At 38.3% G+C, this 26,174-nt stretch carries 25 protein-coding genes and 2 other annotated features; all 25 genes read right to left on the bottom strand.

What is annotated here, in order from left to right; all coding sequences use genetic code 11:
• Window positions 1-35: 35 nt before the first annotated feature.
• The 25 genes from rpoB to BTHG_RS22725 all read right to left on the bottom strand — a co-directional run bounded on the left by rpoB (window position 36) and on the right by BTHG_RS22725 (window position 25,250).
• Entirely contained in the window at window positions 36-3,605 is a 3,570-nt protein-coding gene (gene rpoB, locus BTHG_RS22840; protein WP_010285026.1) for a DNA-directed RNA polymerase subunit beta, read from the bottom strand.
• 464 nt (window positions 3,606-4,069) lie between these two features.
• On the bottom strand, window positions 4,070-4,675 hold the full coding sequence (locus BTHG_RS22835; RefSeq protein ID WP_010285023.1) for a class I SAM-dependent methyltransferase: 606 nt from the start codon (window positions 4,673-4,675) through the stop codon (window positions 4,070-4,072).
• A gap of 106 nt (window positions 4,676-4,781) precedes the next feature.
• Window positions 4,782-5,144 carry a 50S ribosomal protein L7/L12 gene (gene rplL, locus BTHG_RS22830; RefSeq protein ID WP_010285021.1) on the bottom strand — a complete coding sequence of 121 codons (363 nt, stop codon included), beginning with the start codon at window positions 5,142-5,144 and terminating at the stop codon, window positions 4,782-4,784.
• 61 nt (window positions 5,145-5,205) lie between these two features.
• Window positions 5,206-5,706 (bottom strand): 50S ribosomal protein L10, encoded by a 501-nt coding sequence (rplJ, locus tag BTHG_RS22825; protein WP_010285017.1) that lies wholly within the window; start codon window positions 5,704-5,706, stop codon window positions 5,206-5,208.
• Between the two features lie 74 nt (window positions 5,707-5,780).
• Window positions 5,781-5,908, bottom strand: a sequence feature (ribosomal protein L10 leader region).
• Window positions 5,909-5,970: 62 nt separating this feature from the next.
• Window positions 5,971-6,660, bottom strand: a complete 690-nt coding sequence (gene rplA / locus BTHG_RS22820) for a 50S ribosomal protein L1 (RefSeq protein WP_010285016.1) — start codon at window positions 6,658-6,660, stop codon at window positions 5,971-5,973.
• 155 nt (window positions 6,661-6,815) lie between these two features.
• Complete coding sequence (gene rplK / locus BTHG_RS22815; RefSeq protein WP_010285014.1) at window positions 6,816-7,241, bottom strand: 50S ribosomal protein L11; 426 nt, start codon at window positions 7,239-7,241, stop codon at window positions 6,816-6,818.
• Window positions 7,242-7,539: 298 nt separating this feature from the next.
• Window positions 7,540-8,073, bottom strand: a complete 534-nt coding sequence (gene nusG / locus BTHG_RS22810; RefSeq protein WP_010285012.1) for a transcription termination/antitermination protein NusG — start codon at window positions 8,071-8,073, stop codon at window positions 7,540-7,542.
• Between the two features lie 194 nt (window positions 8,074-8,267).
• Window positions 8,268-8,450 carry a preprotein translocase subunit SecE gene (gene secE, locus BTHG_RS22805; protein ID WP_010285009.1) on the bottom strand — a complete coding sequence of 61 codons (183 nt, stop codon included), beginning with the start codon at window positions 8,448-8,450 and terminating at the stop codon, window positions 8,268-8,270.
• A 38-nt stretch (window positions 8,451-8,488) separates the two neighbouring features.
• Window positions 8,489-8,635: a 50S ribosomal protein L33 gene (gene rpmG, locus BTHG_RS26435; RefSeq protein WP_010284985.1), complete on the bottom strand. Its 147-nt coding sequence runs from the start codon at window positions 8,633-8,635 to the stop codon at window positions 8,489-8,491.
• Between the two features lie 136 nt (window positions 8,636-8,771).
• Complete coding sequence (sigH, locus tag BTHG_RS22800; RefSeq protein ID WP_010284984.1) at window positions 8,772-9,425, bottom strand: RNA polymerase sporulation sigma factor SigH; 654 nt, start codon at window positions 9,423-9,425, stop codon at window positions 8,772-8,774.
• A gap of 129 nt (window positions 9,426-9,554) precedes the next feature.
• The gene (locus tag BTHG_RS22795) at window positions 9,555-10,064 is read right to left on the bottom strand and encodes an NYN domain-containing protein (protein ID WP_010284982.1); all 510 of its coding nucleotides are present in this window, start codon (window positions 10,062-10,064) and stop codon (window positions 9,555-9,557) included.
• Between the two features lie 5 nt (window positions 10,065-10,069).
• Window positions 10,070-10,813 (bottom strand): 23S rRNA (guanosine(2251)-2'-O)-methyltransferase RlmB, encoded by a 744-nt coding sequence (gene rlmB, locus BTHG_RS22790; RefSeq protein ID WP_010284980.1) that lies wholly within the window; start codon window positions 10,811-10,813, stop codon window positions 10,070-10,072.
• A gap of 17 nt (window positions 10,814-10,830) precedes the next feature.
• Entirely contained in the window at window positions 10,831-11,238 is a 408-nt protein-coding gene (locus BTHG_RS22785; RefSeq protein ID WP_010284977.1) for a Mini-ribonuclease 3, read from the bottom strand.
• A gap of 3 nt (window positions 11,239-11,241) precedes the next feature.
• Window positions 11,242-12,639: a cysteine--tRNA ligase gene (cysS, locus tag BTHG_RS22780; protein ID WP_010284975.1), complete on the bottom strand. Its 1,398-nt coding sequence runs from the start codon at window positions 12,637-12,639 to the stop codon at window positions 11,242-11,244.
• A complete protein-coding gene (epsC, locus tag BTHG_RS22775) occupies window positions 12,620-13,288 on the bottom strand; it encodes a serine O-acetyltransferase EpsC (RefSeq protein ID WP_010284973.1) in 669 nt (222 codons plus the stop codon). The genes cysS and epsC overlap by 20 nt, the downstream gene beginning before the upstream one ends.
• A 53-nt stretch (window positions 13,289-13,341) precedes the next feature.
• Window positions 13,342-13,605: a binding site (T-box leader), on the bottom strand.
• 45 nt (window positions 13,606-13,650) lie between these two features.
• Entirely contained in the window at window positions 13,651-15,108 is a 1,458-nt protein-coding gene (gene gltX, locus BTHG_RS22770) for a glutamate--tRNA ligase (protein ID WP_010284971.1), read from the bottom strand.
• Window positions 15,109-15,175: 67 nt separating this feature from the next.
• Window positions 15,176-15,658, bottom strand: a complete 483-nt coding sequence (gene ispF / locus BTHG_RS22765; RefSeq protein ID WP_010284969.1) for a 2-C-methyl-D-erythritol 2,4-cyclodiphosphate synthase — start codon at window positions 15,656-15,658, stop codon at window positions 15,176-15,178.
• Window positions 15,659-15,866: 208 nt separating this feature from the next.
• The gene (ispD, locus tag BTHG_RS22760; RefSeq protein ID WP_010284961.1) at window positions 15,867-16,553 is read right to left on the bottom strand and encodes a 2-C-methyl-D-erythritol 4-phosphate cytidylyltransferase; all 687 of its coding nucleotides are present in this window, start codon (window positions 16,551-16,553) and stop codon (window positions 15,867-15,869) included.
• A gap of 211 nt (window positions 16,554-16,764) precedes the next feature.
• Window positions 16,765-17,856: a PIN/TRAM domain-containing protein gene (locus BTHG_RS22755; protein ID WP_010284959.1), complete on the bottom strand. Its 1,092-nt coding sequence runs from the start codon at window positions 17,854-17,856 to the stop codon at window positions 16,765-16,767.
• A 251-nt stretch (window positions 17,857-18,107) separates the two neighbouring features.
• Entirely contained in the window at window positions 18,108-19,478 is a 1,371-nt protein-coding gene (radA, locus tag BTHG_RS22750; protein WP_010284958.1) for a DNA repair protein RadA, read from the bottom strand.
• A 207-nt stretch (window positions 19,479-19,685) separates the two neighbouring features.
• Window positions 19,686-22,130: an ATP-dependent protease ATP-binding subunit ClpC gene (gene clpC, locus BTHG_RS22745; RefSeq protein ID WP_010284955.1), complete on the bottom strand. Its 2,445-nt coding sequence runs from the start codon at window positions 22,128-22,130 to the stop codon at window positions 19,686-19,688.
• Window positions 22,127-23,224: a protein arginine kinase gene (locus BTHG_RS22740; RefSeq protein WP_010284954.1), complete on the bottom strand. Its 1,098-nt coding sequence runs from the start codon at window positions 23,222-23,224 to the stop codon at window positions 22,127-22,129. Before BTHG_RS22740 ends, clpC begins: the two co-directional genes overlap by 4 nt.
• Window positions 23,225-23,227: 3 nt before the next feature.
• Window positions 23,228-23,773 (bottom strand): UvrB/UvrC motif-containing protein, encoded by a 546-nt coding sequence (locus tag BTHG_RS22735; protein WP_010284951.1) that lies wholly within the window; start codon window positions 23,771-23,773, stop codon window positions 23,228-23,230.
• 143 nt (window positions 23,774-23,916) lie between these two features.
• Window positions 23,917-24,378, bottom strand: a complete 462-nt coding sequence (locus BTHG_RS22730) for a CtsR family transcriptional regulator (RefSeq protein WP_010284949.1) — start codon at window positions 24,376-24,378, stop codon at window positions 23,917-23,919.
• A 170-nt stretch (window positions 24,379-24,548) separates the two neighbouring features.
• Complete coding sequence (locus BTHG_RS22725; protein WP_010284947.1) at window positions 24,549-25,250, bottom strand: MgtC/SapB family protein; 702 nt, start codon at window positions 25,248-25,250, stop codon at window positions 24,549-24,551.
• Between the last annotated feature and the right edge of the window lie 924 nt (window positions 25,251-26,174).

Below are 26,174 nucleotides of genomic sequence, written 5' to 3'. Positions count from 1 at the left end.
CACTTATAAAAGTTGGAGGTGAATGCTGAATAAAGTTATTCCTTTACAACTGCGTTCTTTTCTAGTTCTGAATCTAATGGTTGGTCAGCATCAAGAGATATTCCCTCTGATTGACTTGCTTCTTCCTCATCTTCTAGATCACGCATTTCAATCTCTTCTTCATCACCAGAAAGAATTTTCACATCTAACCCTAATGATTGAAGCTCTTTTATCAATACTTTAAATGATTCAGGGACACCTGGTTCAGGTACATTTTCACCCTTCACAATTGCCTCATATGTCTTCACACGACCAACAACATCGTCTGATTTAACCGTAAGGATTTCTTGTAGCGTATATGCAGCACCATAAGCTTCAAGCGCCCAAACTTCCATCTCACCAAAGCGTTGCCCACCAAACTGAGCTTTACCACCAAGTGGTTGCTGAGTAACAAGAGAGTAAGGACCAGTTGAACGAGCATGAAGTTTATCGTCAACCATATGAGCTAACTTAATCATATACATGACACCAACAGATACGCGATTATCAAACGGCTCACCCGTTCTTCCATCGTATAATACTGTTTTTGCGTCACGAGCCATACCGGCTTCTTCTATCGTATCCCAAACATCATTTTCTGTTGCTCCATCGAATACTGGTGTTGCAACATGAATGCCAAGTTGTCTAGCAGCCATACCTAAGTGTAGCTCTAACACCTGACCGATGTTCATACGAGAAGGCACCCCAAGTGGGTTTAACATAATATCAATTGGTGTTCCATCTGGAAGGAATGGCATATCTTCTTCCGGAAGAATTCTTGAAATTACCCCTTTGTTTCCGTGACGACCCGCCATCTTATCGCCTTCGTGAATTTTACGTTTTTGAACGAGATAAACACGAACTAGCTGATTTACACCCGGTGGTAATTCATCTCCGTCTTCGCGGTTAAATACCTTCACATCAAGAACAATTCCTTCTCCACCATGTGGTACACGAAGAGAAGTATCACGAACTTCACGTGCCTTTTCACCAAAGATTGCATGTAAAAGACGTTCTTCTGCCGTTAGCTCGGTTACCCCTTTAGGTGTTACCTTACCAACTAGTAGATCACCATCTTTTACCTCTGCACCGATACGGATAATTCCACGTTCGTCAAGATTACGTAACGCATCTTCCCCGACGTTTGGAATATCACGCGTGATTTCTTCAGGTCCTAATTTTGTATCACGAGATTCTGATTCATATTCTTCAATATGAATTGAAGTGTACACATCATCTTTTACAAGTCTTTCACTCATGATAATGGCATCTTCATAGTTGTACCCATCCCAAGTCATGAAACCAACAAGGACGTTACGTCCTAATGCTAGTTCACCCTTTTCCATAGATGGACCGTCTGCAAGAATTTCTCCTTTTACAACTTCGTCGCCTTCTGTAACAATCGGGCGTTGGTTATAGCATGTTCCTTGGTTAGAACGAACAAATTTAAGAAGACGGTATTTGTCAAGGTCACCTTTCACCTTTTGACCATCTACTTCTGCGTATCGTCGTACCCAGATTTGTTTTGCTTCAACACGCTCAACAATACCAGGGTGCTTACAGATTACAGCAGCACCTGAGTCCTTACCAGAGACATATTCCATACCTGTACCAACGAGCGGCGCTTCCGGTTGCATTAGCGGAACAGCTTGACGTTGCATGTTCGCACCCATTAACGCGCGGTTTGAGTCGTCATTTTCTAAGAACGGAATACATGCTGTTGCTGCAGATACAACTTGTTTTGGCGATACGTCCATGTAGTCAATTCGATCACGGTGAACAACTGTGTTTTCACCCTTGAAACGAGCAACTACATCTTCATCTATAAATGCACCTTCATCACTTAAACGAGAATTCGCCTGAGCGGTAACATAGTTATCCTCTTCGTCCGCTGTTAAATAATCGATACGGTCTGTTACTTTACCGGTCTCAGGATCAACTCTTCGATATGGAGTTTCAATAAACCCAAATCGATTCACTTTTGCATAGGATGATAACGAGTTGATTAGTCCGATATTTGGACCTTCCGGAGTTTCAATCGGACACATACGACCATAGTGAGAATAGTGAACGTCACGCACTTCAAATCCAGCACGTTCCCGTGTTAGTCCACCAGGCCCTAATGCTGATAGTCTTCGTTTATGTGTTAATTCTGCTAATGGATTTGTTTGGTCCATGAACTGTGAAAGCTGTGAGCTACCAAAGAACTCTTTAATAGACGCAATCACTGGACGAATATTGATAAGTTGCTGTGGAGTAATGGTATTCGTATCTTGAATTGACATTCTCTCACGAACAACACGTTCCATTCTAGACAATCCTATACGGAATTGGTTTTGCAAAAGCTCACCAACAGAACGTAAACGACGGTTACCTAAATGGTCAATATCATCTGTATCTCCAACCTGATGTAATAAGTTAAAGAAATAGCTAATTGAAGAAAGAATATCTGCTTGAGTAATATTCTTAACACCTTCTTCAATATAAGCATTACCTATGACATTGATAATTTGTTCACCATCTGGATCATTTGGAGCGTAAATTTTAATAGATTGAAGTGTAATTTCTTCATCTATTACACCGCTTGTTGGTTGAAGCGTTTTAAAACCGATACCATTCTCTAAATATGGAATGATACGATCTAGCGTTCTACGGTCAAGAAGAGTATCTTTTTCAACGATAATCTCACCTGTTTCAGGATCAACAAGCGTCTCCGCTAAACGCTGATTAAACAAACGGTTTTTAATATGAAGTTTTTTGTTAATCTTGTAGCGACCTACACTAGCTAGGTCGTAACGCTTTGGATCAAAAAAGCGTGATTCTAATAAACTTTTTGCATTTTCTACTGTCGGTGGTTCACCCGGACGTAGACGCTCATATATTTCTAGTAATGCTTTTTCAGTGCTTTCTGTATTGTCCTTCTCAAGAGTGTTACGTAAATATTCGTTTTCACCAAATAAATCGATGATTTCTTGATCAGAGCCAAACCCAAGCGCGCGCAAAAGAACCGTTACCGGTAATTTACGCGTACGATCGATACGAACGTACACAACATCCTTCGCATCTGTTTCATACTCTAACCATGCACCACGGTTTGGTATTACCGTTGCAGTAAAGCCGCGTTTTCCATTCTTATCAACTTTACCACTGAAATAGACACTTGGCGAACGAACCAACTGAGAAACAATAACACGTTCTGCACCATTAATTACGAACGTACCTGTTTCTGTCATGAGCGGGAAGTCACCCATGAATACATCTTGATCTTTTACTTCACCAGTTTCTTTATTGATCAAACGCACTTTTACTCGAAGTGGCGCTGAATAAGTAACGTCTCTCTCTTTTGATTCCTCAACAGAATACTTTGGCTCACCTAAACTGTAATCAATGAACTCTAGAGATAGGTTACCTGTAAAATCTTCGATCGGGGAAATATCTTGGAACATCTCCCTTAGACCCTCATCAAGAAACCACTGATAAGAAGAGGTTTGAATCTCAATAAGATTTGGTAATTCTAAAACTTCACTAATACGAGCATAACTTCTTCGTTGGCGGTGTCGTCCATACTGAACTAGTTGACCTATCAACTCATTCACCCCTCATATCCAGCGTTATTAATCTTGCTAATTTATAAAGACTTACTAATTATTAAAGTATACTCTTACAACTTCAATAACAAGTAAGGATGTAAACCGCAAATCAAAATGATAGGACACATAATGCAGCCTATCAATTTCTCAATTCTACGACTTATTTAGCCTACCATTCACCCGTTTACGTTGTCTTTTGATGTGCTTTTTGAGCTTTTCGCAAAAGCTATAAACCATCATTTTTATAGACAAAAAGAAAAAGGGTTTCTACTAAGAAAACCACAATTTCCAATAAACGAACTATTGATTTTATTAGTTTTTCCATACATACTATATTTATACATATATTTAATTTTTTAGTTATACATGGAAAAATTACATATCGGCATTATATAATGCTACCACACAGAAAAAGGCCAGTCAAGATATTTTTCATTTTGTCAAGTCATATTTTATGTGAACTACAAACTCCGGATAGCTCTAATGATATGGTATCCTTTTTTTCTTTCGACGATTTCGACTTCTTCAAATACTTTTTCAAGCTTCTCGATTGCAGATGGAGCTCCCTGTTTCTTTTGGATCACAACCCAAAGCTCTCCACCAGGTAACAAATAACGATAACTTTCTTCTAAAATATGATGAACAACTTTTTTTCCAGCACGAATTGGTGGATTAGAAAGAATTGCAGCAAATCCTTGTTTCTTTACATTTGTAAACAAATCACTTTGATGAATTTCTACATTTGTAATTTTATTTGTTTCTGCGTTTTTTTTCGCGAGTTCAACCGCTCGCTCATTCACATCAATCATTTCCACAAAACGTTCATTATGTATTTTTGCTAGCGCAAGTCCAATCGGCCCATAACCACAGCCAACATCTAAAAACGGGCCAGCCACTTCTGGAGCCTTAAACTCCTCCACCAGTAAGCGCGTTCCAAAATCAACTTCGTTTTTTGAAAAAACTCCACTATCACTTGTAAAGGAAAATGAATTCCCTTTTAATACAAACGACCATATTTTTTGATTACTTGCCACAGTGGGTTTACTAGTATAATAATGTTCGGCCATTTATATATCTCCCAACATAAGAGTATATGAACAGTATACCCGTTTCATTCCATATTGATAAAAAAAAGCTCGCTATTAAGCGAGCTTTTTTTACGTTAATCAATTATTACTTAACTTCTACGCCAGCTCCAACTTCTTCAAGTTTAGCTTTAACTTCTTCAGCTTCCTCTTTAGAAACGCCTTCTTTGATTGCTTTTGGAGTGTTGTCAACAAGTTCTTTAGCTTCTTTTAAGCCAAGACCAGTGATTTCACGTACAACTTTGATAACTTTGATTTTTTGTGCACCAGCGTCTGCTAATACAACATCAAATTCAGTTTGCTCAGCAGCAGCTTCAGCAGCGCCACCAGCAGCTACAGCTACAGGAGCAGCAGCAGTTACACCAAATTCTTCTTCAATTGCTTTTACTAGGTCATTTAGTTCTAAAACAGTCATATTTTTAACTGCTTCAATGATTTGTTCTTTAGTCATTAGAAAATCCTCCTTAAATAATTATCCTATTTGTAATTCGAATTGTAACATTGTCTTACGATTAAGCGCCTTGCTCTTCTTTTTGCTCTGCAACTGCTTTAGTAGCAAGTGCAAGATTACGAATTGGAGCTTGAAGTACGCTAAGCAACATAGAAAGTAAACCTTCGCGTGATGGTAGATCAGCAAGAGCTTTAACTTCCTCAAGAGTTGCGATGTTTCCTTCGATAACGCCTGCTTTGATTTCTAATGCTTCATGCTTTTTCGCAAAGTCATTAAGAATTTTAGCAGGAGCAACTACATCTTCATTACTGAAAGCAATTGCGTTTGGTCCTGTTAATGCATCATTTAAACCAGCAAGCTCAGCTTGTTCTGCAGCACGGCGAGTTAATGTGTTTTTATACACTTTAAAATCAATGCCTGCCTCACGAAGCTGCTTACGTAGTTCTGTTACTTCTGCAACAGATAGACCGCGATAGTCTACAACTACAGTTGATTTACTTGCACGGAATTTGTCTGCAATTTCAGTTACGATTTGTTTCTTTTGTTCTACTGCATGACTCATTCTTCTACACCTCCTGTGAGTAATTTCAGACACTTGAAACCGTTCGGTGTTAGAGTGCGTTCGAAATGAACACTGTCTAGATTAAAAAACCTCTATGTCTTGTAGACATAGAGGTAGTATGATCAAGTTTATATACTACACCTCGGTAGGAAATTAAGCTAATAATAGCACCTACTGTCTACGGTACAAATGCTATTCATTTGTTAACAACAAAACTTATTATATGAAATGCTTTCGCAAAAGTCAATATCCACTATTTTCTAATTAGAAGCTAGAAGCGTCAACTTTTACGCCAGGTCCCATTGTAGATGAAACAGCAACGTTCTTCATGTAAGTACCTTTTGCTGCAGATGGCTTAACCTTTAGCATAGTTTCATAAATTGTAGTAAAGTTCTCAATTAGTTTTTCATCATCAAATGAAATTTTACCAATTGGAACATGGATGTTTGAAGACTTATCAATGCGGTATTCAACTTTACCAGCTTTGATTTCGTTGATTGCTTTCGTTACATCAAAAGTAACAGTTCCTGTTTTAGGGTTTGGCATTAAACCTTTAGGCCCTAACACACGACCAAGTTTACCAACTTCACCCATCATGTCAGGAGTAGCTACGATTACATCAAAATCAAACCAACCTTGGTTGATTTTGTTGATATATTCGCTATCACCAACAAAGTCAGCTCCAGCAGCTTCTGCTTCTTTTGCTTTTTCGCCTTTAGCGAAAACTAATACACGTTGAGTTTTACCAGTACCATTTGGTAGAACAACTGCACCACGGATTTGTTGGTCAGCTTTCTTAGGGTCAACTCCTAAACGGAATGCAACTTCAACAGTAGCATCAAATTTAGCTGTGTTTGTTTTCTTTACTAGTTCAATTGCTTCTGCAACTGAGTAAGCTTTTGTACGATCTACTAACTTAGCAGCTTCAACGTACTTTTTACCTCTTTTTGCCATTATAATTTCCTCCTCAATTGTGGTTTTAACGGAATAACCTCCCACGCCAAGCGAAACAGCACGTTTTTTACGTGCTGACGCTAGACAGAACAAAGGTTGCGAACGAAAGAAATGAGATGTTCCATCCGCAACCCCTTGAAACTTGTAACATAAGATTAGTCTTCGATAACAATTCCCATGCTACGAGCAGTACCTTCAACCATACGCATTGCAGATTCAACATTTGCTGCATTTAAATCAGGCATTTTTGTTTCTGCAATCTCGCGTACTTTATCACGCTTAACTGTTGCAACTTTATTACGGTTTGGTTCACCAGAACCAGACTCAATACCAGCTGCTTTCTTTAAAAGAACTGCAGCAGGAGGAGTTTTTGTAATAAATGTAAATGAACGATCTTCATAAACTGTGATTACAACAGGAATAATTAAACCAGCTTGTTCTGCTGTACGAGCATTGAACTCCTTACAGAATCCCATGATATTAACACCTGCTTGACCTAATGCCGGTCCAACTGGTGGTGCTGGGTTTGCTTTACCCGCTGGAATTTGTAATTTAACCTCTTTAATTACTTTTTTAGCCACGAGACACACCTCCTTAAAGTCCGTGATGTGGTAATAGGGGTTCACCCTCCCACTCATCTATTCTTTATAAATCAATAAAGAACGTTTTAGCATAGCTAGTCTCTAATTATAGAGACATACTGACCTATGCAATATTACCACTTTTCAATTGCAATATCAAGTTTTTCTTAAACTTTTTTGTCTGGCCCTAGCTCCTAGCCTTTCGAGGTCATAAGACAACCCACTCCAGAAATCAAGATTTCCTGCGCGATTCGTCTTATGCTTGTTAGGGCTGTGCAGGAGCTTTTAGCATTTCACTCTAGATTTTTTCAATTTGTGTAAAGTCTAACTCCACTGGGGTTTCACGACCAAACATATTGACAAGAACTTTGACCTTTTGCTTATCCACATCAAGATCTTCAATGGCACCTGTAAAGTTTGTAAACGGACCTTCTTTCACACGAACTGTTTCTTTTAATTCAAAGTCAACTTCCATTGGTCTTTGATCCATTCCCATTCTCTTAAGGATGAATGTTACTTCTTCTGGTAATAGAGGCGTTGGTTTTGAACCCGAGCCAGATGAGCCAACAAAACCTGTTACTCCAGGTGTGTTGCGTACTACATACCAAGAATCGTCAGTCATAATTAATTCAACCAAAACATAACCAGGGAATACTTTCTTCTTAATAATTTTCTTTTTCCCGTTCTTAATATCTGTTTCTTCATCTTCTGGTACGACCACGCGGAAGATTTTATCTTGCATGCCCATTGTTTCAACACGCTTTTCTAAATTTGTTTTTACTTTATTTTCATACCCTGAATACGTATGAACAACATACCAATTCTTTTCCATAAGTTAGGACTACTTGTCCTTCCCTCCCTTTGCGAGATCATTTACCTTACTACTAGTTTGTAGAGGCTGCCAATTATTTATGTTGGTTAACTCGGCTTGACGTTATTTTTTTGCAATTAAAAAAACCCGTACCCGGGCTTTTTCGTAAACTTCATTTATTCTCTATCCATCATTATACCATGAGAGTACAGTGTTTATTCAAGTACCAAACGAATTAATTCCGAAATTCCTAAGTCAACAACTGCAAAAAATACGGATACAAAGATTACTGTTGTTAATGTAACAATTGTATAGCGAGTTAGTTCCTTTTTCTTCGGCCAGCTTGTTTTCTTCATTTCTCGAGCTACTTCACGAAAAAACTTGGTTATGCGTTTCATCCATGTAACCTCCAACTTTATCAAAGACAATCTGCGATCTATTTCGTTTCACGATGGTTCGTGTGGGAATTGCAAGTTTTACAAAACTTCTTCATTTCAAGTCGTTCAGCTGAAGTACTATTCTTCATGGTGGAATAATTTCGACTACCACATTCCACACAGGCTAAAATTACCTTTTTTCGCATTTTGTCACCTACCAGGTAAAATGCTGCTTGCATCTTTATTTATAAAAAGTCTCAATTTCCTTAAAAATGTAACACAAGCTTGATTTATATGTCAATACTAGCTACCAACTGTAAATAATGGGTTAAAGTGGTTTCGTTATAATTTAATCTCCTGAATTTCAAGATACCGTTCCAATTTTCGCTTCACTCGCTGGAGGGCATTATCAATTGATTTCACATGTCGGTTTAAATCCTCAGAAATCTCTTGATAGGACCTTCCGTCTAAATATAAGGATAATACCTTTCGTTCCAAATCACTCAGGAGTTCTGCCATCTTTAATTCAATGTCATCAAACTTTTCCCGATTGATGATTAATTCTTCAGGATCCAATATCTTCGCTCCTGAAATAACATCCATTAATGTACGGTCAGATTCCTCATCATATATCGGCTTGTCCAACGAAACATAAGAGTTTAAAGGAATGTGTTTTTGTCGCGTTGCCGTTTTAATCGCAGTAATAATTTGACGTGTAATACAAAGTTCTGCAAACGCTTTAAAAGAGGAAAGCTTGTCCTCTTTAAAATCACGAATTGCCTTGTATAGTCCAATCATACCTTCTTGAACAATATCTTCACGGTCTGCACCGATTAGAAAATAAGATCTGGCTTTTGCACGCACAAAATTTCTATACTTATTGATTAAATAGTCCAATGCCTCACTTTCGCCAGCATGGACCAATTCCACGACTTCCTCATCCTCTAGTCGGTCATAATATAACCTGTTGCCATAATCATCGAAGCTTGAACTCACACCGATCCCTCCGACCTACCTTAGAAGTTGTTTATCACCAAAACTTGCCATCACAAATAAATAGATAATGTTCATAAAATTCTTTATCTAGAAATATTATACAGGAGTACTTTTCCAAGCGTCAACCGCTCATCGCTGTCCCCTGCGCCATTTTTCAAATATTTCTGCAATTTCGTCAGAAAGTGGAATTCTTGATACACTCTTTTCTTGATAAGTTGACTTGACATCTTTTTGAATTCCCGACTCAACCACTTCCATCTCAGTTAATAATTCTCTGGCAGATTTTCGTAAGGCTCCTTGTCCGAAAATCTGCCACTGCTCGGTAAAATCTGATGTTGCAACATGGATTTGTGTTTTAATATTATTTAACTGTTGTGCTAGCTTTTCAATTCGTTCATCAGCCGTTTCATTTTCACGTGTAAAAATGACTTCGACCTTTCGATTCTTCGTTTTAGATTCAATTCCCGGTACGAGGTGCGCATCAAATACGACAATTACTTTATATCCTGTATACGCCTGATATTCAGCCATCTTTTCGATCAATAAATCACGCGCTGCCGAAAAGTCATTTGTCTTTAGATGACGTAGTTCTGGCCAAGCACCTATAATGTTGTAGCCATCTACCAGCAGGATATCCATTTGTTTTACTCTCCTAACGGATTCCGCTTACGGTAAACCTCATACATAAGTAGACTAGCGGCAACAGAAGCATTCAAGGAGGTTACTTTCCCTTTCATTGGTAGACGTAGAAGAAAATCGCATTTTTCCTTGACAAGGCGCCCCATACCTTTTCCCTCACTACCAATTACTAAACCTATTGGCATTTTACCATCGATGTTTCGATAATCCTCTTTTCCCTTCGCGTCTGTTCCAACAATCCAAACGCCACGGTCCTTTAATTCATCAATTGTTCTCGCCAGGTTTGTTACCCGTGCAACTGGTATATATTCAATCGCTCCTGTAGAAGCCTTTGCTACAGTTGCTGTTAAACCAACTGCTCTTCGCTTTGGAATAATAACCCCATGTGCCCCAACTGCATCAGCTGTACGAAGAATCGAACCAAGATTGTGTGGGTCCTCTAATTCATCTAATAGGATGATAAACGGCGCTTCCTCTCGCTTTTGTGCTACCGCAAAAATATCATCAACCTCTGCATACTCATAGGCTGCTACTTGAGCTACTACTCCTTGGTGGTTCCCTTCAACCATTTGGTCAATTTTCTTTTTCGGAACAAATTGGACCAATACATTGCCTTCTTTTGCAAGAGACGTTATCTGGTTCATCTGTCCTTTGTTAGAACCTTCTGCAATCCAAATTTTATTTACATCCCGCTCTGATTTTAATGCTTCAATAACGGGGTTCTTTCCAATAATATAATCACTAGCCATTTACTTTTCCTCCTTTCTTAGGATTCGATAATTCGAAATACCTCTTCAATAATTGAATGGATTCTGTCTGTATTATTTTGTAAAAAATGAAAGCCAAGTAAAGCTTCAAACGCAGTACTATATCGGTATGTCTGGACATCTGTATTTTTAGGAACTGTTCCACTTTTTGCATTACGTCCCCGTCTAATTACCGCTTGTTCTTCTTCTGTAAAAAACTCTTCATCTAGCATCTGATGAATGACAGCGGACTGTGCTTTCGCAGAAACATAGTGTTTGGCTTGATTATGGAGTTGATTTGGTCTAACACTCCCCTTTTGCAACAGGTAATGCCGTACATACATTTCGTACACGGCATCACCCATATAGGCAAGTGCAAGACTATTTAATTGATGGCTATCAATTTGTTTGTCAGTTAAAAACTTCATCGATTATCCTCTTTTCCATCTAGTACCTTGAGGAGTATCTTCAAGAATAATATTCATTGCTTTTAATTGGTCACGAATTTGATCAGATAAAGCAAAGTCACGATTTTTTCGAGCCTGGTTACGTTTTGCAATTAGATCTTCGATTTCCTCATCTAGTAATTGTTCATCCTCAAGTCTAAGTCCAAGCGTACTAAATAACACTTCAAATTCTTGTAAAAAGGCTTCAATCACTTTTTCTGACGTATTTTTTTCCTGAAGATAATAGTTCGCTTGTTTAGATAACTCGAACAAGACAGAAATAGCATTTGCTGTATTAAAATCATCGTCCATTGCTTCAATAAAATCATTTCGAAAAGCTGTTATTTTTTCTAGCCAAGCACTGTCGTCGTTTGTTAAATTCGTACTGCTTTGAAGACGATGCTTCAAGTTCGAATAGGAAGTACGTAATCGTTCTAAAGCATTTTTTGTACTTTCAAGTAGCTCAAGGCTATAGTTAATTGGATGACGATAATGAACAGATAGCATGAAAAAGCGTAATACCTGTGGATCAACGTCTTTCATGATATCGTGGACTAATACAAAGTTTCCAAGAGATTTCGACATTTTTTCATTGTCGATATTAATATAGCCATTGTGCATCCAGTAGTTTGCGAATGTCTTACCATTTACAGCCTCTGATTGAGCAATTTCATTTTCATGGTGTGGGAATGCTAAGTCTTGACCACCTGCATGAATATCAATTGTATCGCCCAAGTATCTTTTCGCCATCGCGGAGCACTCAATATGCCAACCAGGGCGACCTTCGCCCCATGGACTTTCCCAATAAATCTCACCGGGCTTTGCACTCTTCCATAGTACGAAGTCTAGAGCATCCTGTTTCTTATCCCCTACTTCAATTCTCGCACCCACACGAAGTTCATCTATGGATTGGTGTGATAGCTTTCCATATTCCTTGAATTCTCTTGTTCGATAATAAACATCACCTTCAGATTCATAAGCAAACCCTTTATCAATAAGAGCTTGAATAAAATCAATGATTATCTCCATGTTTTCTGTAACCCTTGGGTGAACATCTGCTTTTTTGCAGCCTAATGCAGATACGTCCTCAAAATAGGCATTAATAAAACGATCTGCAATAGTTGGTACATCTTCTCCAAGTTCATTTGCTGCTTTAATTAATTTATCATCTACATCTGTAAAGTTAGAAACATAATTGACGTCATAGCCTCTAAATTCAAAGTAGCGACGGACTGTGTCAAACACAATCGCAGGTCGTGCATTTCCAATATGGATATAGTTATACACGGTCGGACCGCACACATACATTTTTACTTTATTTTCTTCAAGTGGTATAAACTCTTCCTTCTTACGAGTCAATGTATTATAAATGTGAATGGGCATTTTCCTTTGCTCCTTCCTTTAGTTGAATTTCCTCTTTTAAGCTCTTGATTTCTTCCTCTAATTCTTTAATTTTATCTAAAATCGGATCCGGCAAATCCCGGTGATTTAAATCTTTACTATTTCTAATTTTAACACCATCTTGAATGACGACTCTACCAGGAATCCCAACAACGGTTGAATTTGGAGGAACATCTTGCAAAACAACTGAACCCGCTCCTACCTTTGAATTTTCTCCAATTGTTATTGATCCTAAAACTTTTGCTCCCGTTGCAATAAGGGCATTGTCCTTAATTGTAGGATGTCGCTTTCCTTTTTCCTTTCCTGTTCCACCGAGTGTAACGCCTTGGAACACTGTCACATTATCTCCTATTTCACACGTCTCGCCGATTACAACACCCATTCCATGATCTATAAAAAAACGACGGCCAATCTGAGCCCCTGGGTGTATTTCAATCCCCGTAAAAAAACGACTTAGTTGGGAAATGACTCTAGCTAAGAAAAATAGCTTTCGTCTATATAGAAAATGTGCAAAACGGTGAGCCCAAATTGCATGTAATCCTGAAGAGGTAATCATCACCTCAAAATGGTTTCGGGCTGCAGGGTCCTGTTCAAACACAACTTCGATATCCTCTTTCATTCGCTTAAACATCAACAACCCTCCTTGTAAAAAGCGACATAAAAAAAGCGCCCCTGTGTATTAAACACAGAGACGCTTTACTGGCGCGGTTCCACTCTGTTTAGGTAATATAGCTTCCATTACCCCAACTTGACCTCGTAACGGTGAGACGCCGCATCTATCTACTACAGAATTAAGAACTGGTTCGATAAAAGACTCAAAGGTGCATTTCAATAAGCATTTCCCATAAACCACTTTCAGCCGGTGATGGTTCTCTCTGTTTGGATTTGCTTTAAAAGCAAATCCGTTAATGTAAATTACTTATTTACTCTCCTTATCAACACTTTTTCATATATATTTTATTATCATTACTATATTACATTTTCAGCAAGATGTTAACTAATTAAACTGTTTAAGCGAGAAATAATTTTTTCTTTCCCTAATAAATGAATCGCCTGTGGCAAATCAGGACCATGAAGTTGACCTGTTGCGGCCGCACGAATTGGCATGAAAAGATTTTTCCCTTTTTGGCCAGTTCCTTTTTGAACAGCTTTAATGGCAGCTTTAATTTCATCTGCTTCAAATGTTTCAAGGTTTTCAACTTCTTGTAAAAATGCCTTTAATACCTCTGGCACCGTTTCACCAGCAAGTACTTCCTTCGCATCCTCTTCAAGTTCTAATTCATCCTTAAAGAATAACCCTGTAAGTTCCACAATCTCTGCACCATAGCTCATCTTTTCCTGATGAAGTGCAATCAGGTCCTGTGCCCATTGCTTGTCAGACTCACTTAATGGCTCACTCAATTTACCTGCTTTCACTAAGTGTGGCAATGAGAGTTGAACTAAGCGATCAATATCAACATTTTTCATATATTGATTGTTCATCCACGTAAGTTTTTGAGTATCAAATACAGCCGGTGATTTTGAAAGACGTGCCGGGTCAAAAATCTCAATAAACTCTTCTTTCGTATGGAGTTCCTTTTCTCCTCCTGGAGACCAACCTAAAAGAGTTATGAAATTAAATAAGGCTTCAGGAAGATAACCGAGCTCTTCATATTGCTCGATAAATTGAATGATAGACTCATCACGCTTACTTAGCTTCTTATGATTTTCATTCACGATTAGCGTCATATGTCCAAAAGTCGGAATAGCCCAATTTAGTGCCTCATATACCACCATCTGCTTTGGTGTATTGGAAATATGGTCTTCCCCACGTAACACGTGTGAAATTTCCATTAGATGATCATCGATAACTACTGCGAAATTATAAGTTGGTGTACCATCTTTTTTCACAATAACAAAATCACCCATGCCTTCAGATTCAAAGGAGATTTCACCTTTTACCATATCTTGAAACGTGTATACCTTTCCTTCAGGAATCACAATTCGAATACTAGGCTGTTTTCCTTCTTTTTCTAAAGACTCTTGTTGGTCTTTTGTTAAGTGACGACATTTCCCTGAATAGTGAGGCGTCTCGCCTCTTGCAATTTGCTCTTCACGTTCTTTTTCAAGTTCTTCTTCCGTACAATAGCATTTATAAGCGTGTCCTTTTTCAAGAAGCTCAATATAATATTTTTCATAAATCTCATTACGTTCCGATTGGCGGTATGGCCCGAACCCACCACCAACATCTGGCCCTTCATCCCAATCAATGCCGAGCCATTTTAAATACTTCAGCTGGCTTTCCTCGCCACCCTCAATATTCCGCTTTTTATCTGTATCTTCAATACGGATAATGAATTTTCCATTTTGGTTTCTTGCATATAGATAATTAAATAAAGCCGTTCTTGCGTTTCCAATATGTAAATGTCCTGTTGGACTTGGTGCATAGCGCACACGTACGTTATCTGACATGTATGTACCCTCCGTTACGACCTAAGTATCATTGATATTTTAACACACTTTGATCACTGTCAATGAATTAATGTTCTGCCTTCAGCAATAATACCGTTGCTTGTGCAGCAATTCCCTCGCCACGACCAGCAAAACCCAATTTTTCTGTTGTAGTTGCTTTGACGTTAATTTGGGAAGTATCTGCTTCTAGTAGCTCAGCAATACGTTCTTTGATTTGATTAATATATGGAGCCATTTTAGGTTTTTGAGCAATAATCGTGCAGTCAATATTTCCTAATTTATAGCCTTTTTTCTTTACCAATTCCCATACATGCTGTTGGAGTTTTGCAGAGTCTGCATCCTTAAAATTAGGATCTGTATCTGGGAAGTGTTTACCTATATCTCCTTCACCGATTGCTCCAAGACACGCATCTGATACTGTATGAAGAAGTACATCTGCATCAGAATGCCCTAATAATCCTTTTTCATATGGAATGGTAATTCCACCTATAATTAACGGACGTCCTTCAACTAATTGATGAACATCAAAACCTTGTCCAATACGAAACACAGCTTTTCCCCCTTTTAAAATCGTCTAGTTCTAGCGCCTAGCCCCTCTCTGATCTAGCCATTCCGACTAGAAGGATAAAAGGCATCCTACTGTTCGAATTTTCTAATGCTTGTCAGACTTGCGTAGGAAGTGCTGACATCGACGTTTGCCACAGGAAGTGGCGGTAGTTAGTCGATGTTCCTCTTTAAAGGCGCTTGCACTTTTGTTATTAGCTTGTCCAGTTTTGTAGAATCGCTTCAGCAAAAACTAAGTCATCAGGTGTGGTTAATTTCAAATTCAAGTAATCGCCTTTAACAATATAAACTTGTTTTGGGATTCTTTCAACGAGACTCGCTTCATCAGTCCCGAGAAAACCTTCTTTTCTAGCCAATTCATGCGCTTCTTGCAAGATAGAAACATGAAAAGCTTGTGGGGTTTGAATGGCCCACAAGCTAGAACGTTCAACTGTTTCTTCCACATATAAATCACTGGAGGCGCGTTTGATTGTATCCTTTACAGGGACTGCTAGTACAGCCGCTCCCTTTTCTGCTGCCACATTAACTAACTCATGCACATGCTCTTTTTTTAGAAAAGGTCTGGCGCCATCATGAACTAACACAATATCTGTTTTCTTCACTTCTTGTAAACCATTGTAAACACTGTATTGGCGCTCACTTCCACCTTGTACTAAAGAAATAACCTTTTGAATGTTATATGTATGCAGCAATTCTTCAAAGATAAGCTGTTCATCCTTGTTTATCACTAAAATAATTCCTGAACACATCGGATCCTGCTCAAAAACACGTAATGTATGGATAATTACCGGTTTTTGATGTAACTCGATGAATTGTTTATTTTTTCCTGCGTTCATTCTTTTTCCTTGTCCTGCTGCAGGAATTACAACCTGATAATTCACCCCGTAACGCCCCTATCAATCATAAAATCAAATACGCCTTGACGTATTTGCGCCCAGATTTTTTCGAGCAAGCTCAAAAAGTTTCCTTTGAAAATCTGTGGCATCCACCGGAGGCAATAACTTTATTCAATTAGGTTTGAACCACAACTATATTATATACCCAATTAAATTTACCTCACATTTGAAGACTTGGTACTTTCGTTGAATAAAGTTATAGTGCCTTTTCAAGTAATTTTGGTTTCGCAAAAATCATTCGTCCCGCTGAAGTTTGTAGTACACTCGTCACTAATACATCAATGCGTTTTCCGATATAATCGCGACCTTCCTCAACTACAATCATTGTGCCATCATCTAAATAAGCAACACCTTGATTATGTTCTTTGCCATCTTTAATGACTTGAACACTCAATTCTTCACCTGGCAACACAACCGGTTTCACGGCATTTGCAAGGTCATTTATATTTAGCACTGCCACATTTTGTAGCTCACAAACCTTGTTTAAGTTAAAATCATTTGTTACAACTACACCCGTTGTCAATTTCGCGAGTTTTACTAACTTACTATCAACCTCTTGAATATCATCAAAGTCACCCTCATAAATATCTACCTTGATTGATAATTCCTTTTGAATTCGATTTAAAATGTCTAATCCTCGTCTACCACGATTACGCTTTAAAACATCAGAAGAATCCGCAATATGCTGAAGCTCCTCTAGCACAAATCGAGGAATCACAATGGTTCCCTCTAAGAATCCTGTTTGGCATATATCAGCGATACGTCCATCAATAATTACACTCGTATCTAAAATTTTTAATTTTTTTGCTTGTTGGTCAGCTTCTTCTTCCTCTATGCCCTTTTTCTTACCTGCACGGTTAATAGAGAATAAGTTCACAAGTTCGTCCCGCTTTTTAAAACCTACTTGAAATCCTAAATATCCTAAAAGCAGGGTAATGAAAATAGGAAGCACTGTATTTACTACAGAAAACGAAATACGGTCTAATGGAATTACGATTAAAAATGCAACGATTAAACCCGAGATCAACCCTAAGCTTCCAAATAAAACATCTGTAACAGGAGCTTTGATTAATGACTCTTCAAGCCATTTGATAAGACCTACGATATAATCTACTAACCAAAAAGTAACAATAAATAATATAATAGCACCTAAAATCGCAAGCGTATATGAGTTATTTAGATATGGAATATTGTCGACATTTAACAGCTTTAATAAATCCGGTAGATATACAATTCCAAGCATACCTCCGACAATTAGAAAAAATAGCTGTACAATACGTTTTAACATTCCTTCACCTCCTCCTATTCATTATAATCACTTTATTACAATTGAAACCTACAATAAATAGCTTTTTTTAAAATGTAAACAGAATGACATAGACGTGTAAAACGTTACTCATATATTATTTTTTAATCCTGTTAAAATTATAACTGCTACATTAAAATATTTATTTTATTTGCGTAATCCTTGTATCGGAATGTCCAAGGTAACCTTTATACTATACGAATAAAGGAACAAGAATGTTTCACTTTATTTTACTATTTTCCTAGTGTATGTTGAATAGCTTGGCTAATATCACTTACACCAATTACTTCGATTCCCTTTGGAGTTGTCCAGCCACCAATATTTCGCTCAGGAAGAATTACCCGCTTAAATCCTAGTTTTGCTGCTTCCTGAACTCTCTGCTCAATTCTGGAAACTCGTCTTATCTCACCCGTTAAACCAACTTCTCCAATAATGATATCTGCTGGATTTGTCGGCTGATCCCTAAAACTTGAAGCGATACTTAATGCTACCGCTAAATCAATCGCTGGTTCATCTAGTTTTACTCCTCCAGCAACCTTTAAATAAGCATCTTGATTTTGCAATAGAAACCCTGCTCTTTTTTCTAATACTGCCATTAGAAGTGATACACGATTGTGGTCAATTCCCGTGGCCATTCGACGCGGATTTCCGAAGCTTGAAGGCGATATCAATGCCTGGATTTCAACAAGGACTGGTCGTGTCCCCTCCATTGAGGCAACAACCGTAGAGCCTGCTGCACCTGCAGAACGTTCCTCAAGGAAAATCTCAGAAGGATTCGCGACCTCTTCAAGACCTGTTTCTTTCATTTCAAAAATACCCATTTCATTTGTTGAACCAAATCGGTTTTTCACCGCACGTAAAATACGATACGTATGATGACGTTCCCCTTCAAAGTAAAGAACAGTATCCACCATATGTTCTAATAAACGAGGCCCTGCAATATTTCCCTCTTTCGTAACATGACCGACGATAAAAATAGCAATCCCATTTGTTTTAGCAATTCGCATTAACTCTGCGGTACATTCACGCACCTGCGAAACACTACCAGGAGCAGAAGCAATCTCTGAGTGATAAATTGTCTGAATGGAATCAATAACAACAAAGGATGGATTAAGCTCGGTAATTGTCTGGGAAATAAATTCAAGGTCAGTCTCAGCTAACACAAATAATTGATCTGATGAAACACCGAGACGGTCGGAACGTAGTTTTGTTTGTTTAACCGATTCTTCTCCGGAAATATATAACACTTTGTTTTGTTTAGCTAATTGAGAGGATACTTGTAGCAATAAGGTAGATTTCCCTATACCTGGGTCACCACCAATAAGGACCAGTGAACCCTTTACAATACCGCCGCCAAGTACGCGATTAAATTCCTTGTTTGTTGTATACATTCTAGGTTCATTTACTGATTCGATTGAAGTGATTGGTGAAGGCTTGCGTTGGACTGTGGGACTCGAATGAGCAAAAGCACCTTTTCTTCCTGGTTTTTGTAAAATTTCCTCGACTAACGTATTCCACGCATTACATCCAGGACATTTTCCCATCCACTTTGGTGATTCATACCCACAGGATTGACAGGTGAATTTTGTCTTTGTTTTTGCCATTGTCGTTTAATCCTTTCTTTATTAGAAAAGCAAAAGGCACGCGCGGCTTTAGGTCGACAAGCACAAGATAAGCGTTGCCTGAAGGCACTTTTTACCTTCCGAAGCAATTGCTTATGAACTCGAGCCGATGGTGCCTAGAGCTAGTCATTGTCTAAAAAAAGAGGTATACACGAATTACTTGTAATGTATACCTCTTTTTACATACTTTTATTTCACTGTTTCTTCAACTTCATTCGTTTGAATCACGAATTCACCGTTTTTAAAGTCCATTACAATTTTCTTTCCTTTTTCTATATTACCTCGTAATAGTTCTTCGGACAAACGGTCTTCAATTTGTTTTTGGATGGCACGGCGTAAAGGACGCGCTCCATAATCTGGGTCATACCCTTCTTCAGCAATTTGATCTTTTGCCGCTTCTGTTAGTTCGAGTTCGAAGTCTTGCTCCTTCAAACGTTTTGTTAATTGGTCTGCCATAAGAGTGACGATTTCTTTCAAATGCTTCTTCTCTAGTGAGTGGAAGACTATGATTTCATCAATACGGTTTAGGAACTCAGGACGGAATGCCTTCTTCAGCTCTTCCATTACTTTATCCTTCATATTTCGATAGTCTTGCTTCTCATCCTCCATTGCAAAGCCAACATATTTATTTCGCTTCAATGTGCTAGCTCCAACGTTTGAAGTCATAATTAAAATTGTATTTCTGAAATCAACCGTACGACCCTTAGAGTCTGTCAAACGTCCATCCTCAAGAACTTGAAGTAAAATATTGAACACATCTGGATGTGCTTTTTCAATTTCATCTAGCAGGATAACTGAATAAGGCTTCCGGCGAACCTTTTCTGTTAATTGGCCACCTTCTTCATAGCCTACATACCCTGGGGGTGAACCTACTAATCTTGATGTAGAGTGTTTCTCCATGTATTCTGACATATCAACACGAATCATCGCATCTTCATCACCAAAAATAGATTCAGCTAAGGCACGGGCTAACTCTGTTTTCCCAACCCCTGTTGGTCCTAGGAAAATAAATGAACCTGTTGGGCGCTTTGGATCCTTTAAGCCAGCACGAGAACGTCTTACCGCCTTGGATACAGCCTTCACTGCCTCTTCCTGGCCGATTACACGTGAATGAAGGATTTCTTCCATATTTAGTAATTTATCAGCTTCCGTCTGTGCTAGTTTGGATACAGGGACTCCCGTCCAGCTTGATACGACCATTGCGATATCATCTACTGTAACCTCGGAATTTTCCTGACCTTGTTTTTCCTTCCAATTTTTCTTTGTTTCTTCTAATTGCTCGCGAAGGCGTTGTTCTGAATCCCGTAGTGATGCCGCTTTTTCAAATTCTTGGCTTTGAACTGCTGCATCCTTTTCCTTGCGAACCTCTTCAAGTTTTTGCTCAAGCTCCTTTAAATTCGGTGGAGCTGTATATGATCGAAGACGAACCTTTGAACCAGCCTCATCAATCAAGTCAATTGCCTTATCTGGTAAAAAGCGGTCTGAAATATAACGGTCTGAAAGTTTAACAGCTTGAATGATAGACTCGTCAGAGATTGATACTCTATGGTGTGCTTCATAGCGATCACGCAATCCTTTTAAGATTAAAATAGATTCCTCAACAGTCGGTTCATCCACTTGGATTGGTTGGAAACGACGCTCTAAGGCAGCATCCTTTTCAATATATTTTCTATATTCATCTAATGTTGTTGCACCAATACATTGTAATTCGCCACGAGCGAGTGATGGTTTTAAGATATTGGATGCATCAATTGCTCCTTCTGCCCCACCAGCACCAATTAACGTATGAAGTTCATCAATGAATAAAATAATATTACCCGCTTGGCGAATTTCATCCATTACCTTTTTCAAACGGTCCTCAAATTCTCCACGGTATTTTGTACCAGCAACAACAGTACCCATATCAAGTGTCATTACACGCTTATCCCGTAGTGTTTCCGGAACCTCATTGTTTACAATTTGTTGAGCTAAACCTTCCGCAATTGCCGTTTTACCCACCCCGGGCTCTCCGATTAAAACTGGGTTATTCTTCGTACGACGACTAAGCACTTCAATTACACGTTGAATTTCTTTACTACGTCCAATCACTGGATCTAGGCTTCCTTCTCTGGCAATAGCAGTTAAATCACGTGCTAAACTATCAAGTGTTGGTGTATTGGCATTAGCAGAACCTCCACCATGATGCCCTGATGATGACTCATTGCTTCCCAAAAGTTGCAGAACCTGCTGACGAGCTTTATTTAGGCTTACTCCAAGATTGTTTAGTACTCTTGCAGCGACACCTTCACCCTCACGAATTAGTCCAAGTAGGATATGTTCTGTTCCGACATAGGAATGACCAAGCTTACGAGCTTCATCCATTGATAACTCGATTACCTTTTTAGCGCGTGGTGTATAATGAATTGTTTGTGAACCTTCTTGACCTCGGCCAATTAAAGCCTCGACCTCTTTTTGAATTTTTTCAGGTCCTAATCCTAACGCAAGCAAAGCCTTTGCAGCTATTCCTTCGCCCTCTCGTATAAGACCTAATAATACATGTTCAGTTCCAATATTGTTATGTCCCAATCGTACAGCTTCCTCTTGAGCCAAGGCTAACACCTTTTGTGCACGCTCAGTAAATCTGCCAAACATCATAACCCATCACCCTCCATGTCAGTAGTCTTATTATTTTCTAGCTTCAATCTTTCACGTATAATAGACGCCCTTCTAACGTCCCTTTCATTTGGCCTTAATCCCCCACCAGCATAAACTTGCAAAAATCCAGGTTGTGTTAAAGTCATGAGTTCATTAAGGATACTTCTTGATATATTTTTAATATAGCCAAGATCAATACCTAATCGGACATCTGATAAACACTTAGCTGCTTCCTTCGATTCAATGATCCTACTATTAGCTAAAACTCCATAGGAACGGAACACGCGATCCTCCAACTGAATCTTCGAGGTTTTCACAAGTGCTTCTCGTGCAGAACGTTCTTGTGAAATTAGCTGCGCAACTACACTCTTTAAATCTTCGACAATGTCTTCTTCTGTCTTTCCTAGTGTTATTTGATTTGAAATTTGAAAAATATTACCTAACGCCTCGCTGCCTTCACCGTAAATCCCTCTGACAACCAGGCCAAGTTGATTGATTGCTGGGATGATGCGGCTCATTTGGTGTGTGAGGATAAGCGCAGGTAGGTGCATCATCACTGAAGCACGTAATCCAGTCCCTACATTCGTTGGGCAACTTGTTAAATACCCTCGTGTTTCATCGAATGCGTAATCTACATGATCTTCAATCCAATCATCTAAATTATTTGCAACTTGCAAAGCCTCGGATAATTGTAACCCCGGGAATAAACATTGTATTCGGATATGATCTTCTTCATTAATCATAATGCTAACTTCTTCATTTTCAGATAAGAGACAGGCCCCAAACGGAGAATCTTCCGCTAAATGTGGGCTTATTAAATGTTTTTCAACAAGCACCCTTTTTTCAACTGGCTGAAGCTCCATCATTTTGAGTAACTCAAGTTCCCCGATTGAAGGGAAACTCTTTTCTGAAAACCCATTTTGGAAAACATCCACAATTCGCTGGGCTTCTTCATTTGAATAGACCGTAGAAAAGGGGACATTTTTCAAGTTACGAGCAAGTCTGACTCTTGAACTTAAGACAATGTCGGAATCCGGACCTTCTTGACTCATCCAAGCACTTAAAGCTTGATTGATAAAACGTTCAAGTGACATCGCTTAAACCTCCCCTCCTTTGTAACCACTCAGCTTTTTCTCTAAAGCTCTTACGTGGTCACGAACATCTGCAGCCTTTTCAAATTCTTCTAATGAAATATATTCCTGCATCTTTTGCTTTAGTTGCTCAATCTCTTTCCGGATATGGAATGACCCACCAATTCGCTTTGGAATTTTCCCTTTATGATGTGTATTACCACTATGCAGACGTTTTAAGATTGGGGTAAGCTGTTTTTCAAAGGTTGGATAGCAATTAGAGCAGCCAAATCGCCCCACCTTTGCAAATTGTTGAAAAGTCATTTTACAGTTTGGACATTGTAAAACTTCATTTTGTTGAAATGCGTTTGGCTTCGAACCTGCAATTGGCTCAAATTGAAGAAGTCCTGCTAATAAGTTATCAATTGAAAAGCCAGATGTGCCTGGAAACATAAACATCTCACCTTTTTCTTGAGCACAATGTTCACAAATATGAAACTCTGTTTTTTCACCATTTACGATTTTTGTAAAATGTAATGTCGCAGGACGTTGATTGCATTCTTGGCATATCATAGTAACACCTTCCTACTTAATCAAATGCGCCTTAGCATACTAGCGCCGTTTTCTTTCAGCTAACTCTTGAGAGAAATCGTGACCTCCGCCAGAGACTTAACTTTAAGTAGCATGGATACACTCTACTAAATAAAGTTAACCTATTATCTATACATTAGGGATGCAAGCATTGCCTTTAACATTCGCGCCCTTAATTCATCCCGATGCGGAAGTTCAATAAACAAGACAGAACGGTCGATTACACTCATCATAATCTTCGCCTCTCTATTCGAGATAACGTCCTCCTCAACCAAACGCAAAATAACGTCCTCTGCACTTGTTTGAGAAATTCGTTTATCAATAAGGCGAACAAGTTGATTAATCAGCTGAGAATCATCATTTGATTTCACCCTCATAATCCGAATGTAGCCTCCACCACCTCGTTTACTTTCAACCAGATAACCTCTCTCTAACGTAAACCTTGTATTTATCACATAGTTAATTTGAGACGGGACACATTCAAATTTATCGGCAATCTCACTTCTTTTTATTTCAACAATAGCTCGATCACTTGTATCAAGAACACTTTTTAGATAATGTTCAATGATATCAGATATATTCCTCATTATGACCACACCTCACCTTGACTTTGACTATATTTGACTATAACTATAATATAAAATGACCGCTCTAATTTTTCAACTATTTCACATTGTTAAATTGAAAATAGGCAATCATTTACAAGGTCATTTACTATCCTATACTTTCCAAATTAGTTACTCCTCTAAACACCAATTTAAAAAATTTTTTGTACCATCTCTTGTTTTGACATCTCTTCATATAGTCGCAAGCGTTCCTTTTTACTAGCCACTTCAACATCAATCGTATACTGACAATTATTATTCATTTTATCCTTGGAATACTTAATATTAAAATCCCTTACTCGAAATCCATTATCTTTGAATAACTCTAAGATTGAAGAAAATGATGAAAGATCATCATTAATTATGATATGCACAATTCTTCGTTTTCTAGATTTAAAAAAGAATTCTTCAAATCGATTAAGAAAAATCAGGCTAAGTAAAACTACAATTGTTGTTAAAATGGCGGGAGCATACATACCTAAACCAATAATTAAACCCAGTCCTGCAACTACCCAAATGGAAGCTGCCGTTGTTAACCCCCGTACTGTTGCGTCCCTTACGAGAATGGTTCCAGCACCTAAAAACCCAATCCCACTAATCACATATGAAGGAATCCGCGCAGGATCAAAACGGACATTTGTACTCATCTCTAGATAAGGTTGAAACCCATATATAGACATCAGCATCATTAAACAAGAACCGACACCGACCAGTAAATGTGTACGGAATCCAGCAGGGTGTTTATGTACCTCTCTCTCCAAACCAACTAGCCCACATAATAATGCCGCCAAAAAAATTCGAACGGACATTGTTAGAAATTCTTGAGTTTGGAACGATGCAAAAAATTGCGTCAACTCACATCCCCCCCTGTTCTTATATCTAAATCCCTTTTTATAAATATTCGATAGGTCATTTAAAATCCCCTTTAATATAAAAGAAAAATTACAAGTGTTTTATCATTATACGGTTTGCCCCAAAATTTATGATGTATCAGGCCCCACTTTTTTAAAATAGTATTTCAGTCTTAGTAACCTAAGACATTTTTATCATGAACATTCTGCTATAAAATATAAATCCCTTTAATTGGGTAAAATTTAACAGCTGTATATGTATGTAGAGAATGGTAGGGATTATACATTGAAATGCATTGTGGTAACAAAAAAGACCTACCAGATTGAGATTGGGTGGGTCTTTGAGTTGCCTAGCAAATTTGTTGAGGTTTTAGGCTGTGGTGGTGGTGGGACTGGGTATATTGTGTTATACGATTACGGATCGTAATTTGGCCTTTATTGGTTTGTTGTATCCTAGTTTTTAATTTTTGAGTTTATTTTGGTGTTTGCGTGTCTGCGTTTTCGGACCTCTTTCTGACATTTGCTTGTCCGCATTTACCTAATATTTTACATTTACAGACCTCTTTCTGGCGTTTGCGGTATACCATTTATTGTTTATCGGCTGCGCGATATATCGATTAAGCTGTTTTCAGTATATCATTTATCGTTTCTCGGCTGCGCGATATATCGATTAAGCTGTTTTCAGTATATCATTTATCGTTTCTGGGCTTGGCGGTATACCGATTAAGCTGTTTTCGAGATATCATTTAATGTTTCTCGGCTTGGCGATATACCGTTTATGTCATTTGCTGTATATCATTTATCGTTTTTCGGTTTACCGATATATCAATAAATGTACTAATAGAATCCTTTTTATTAAACAAATCACATAATAGCCAGGGTTACTGAATGATTCATTTAAACACAAAAAAAGACCAACCATATCTG

The organism is Bacillus timonensis, assembly GCF_000285535.1.
Taxonomy (GTDB): domain Bacteria; phylum Bacillota; class Bacilli; order Bacillales; family Bacillaceae_L; genus Ferdinandcohnia; species Ferdinandcohnia timonensis.
The sequence above is the reverse complement of the archived record's forward strand: the minus strand, read 5'-3'. Positions and strand labels throughout refer to the sequence as shown.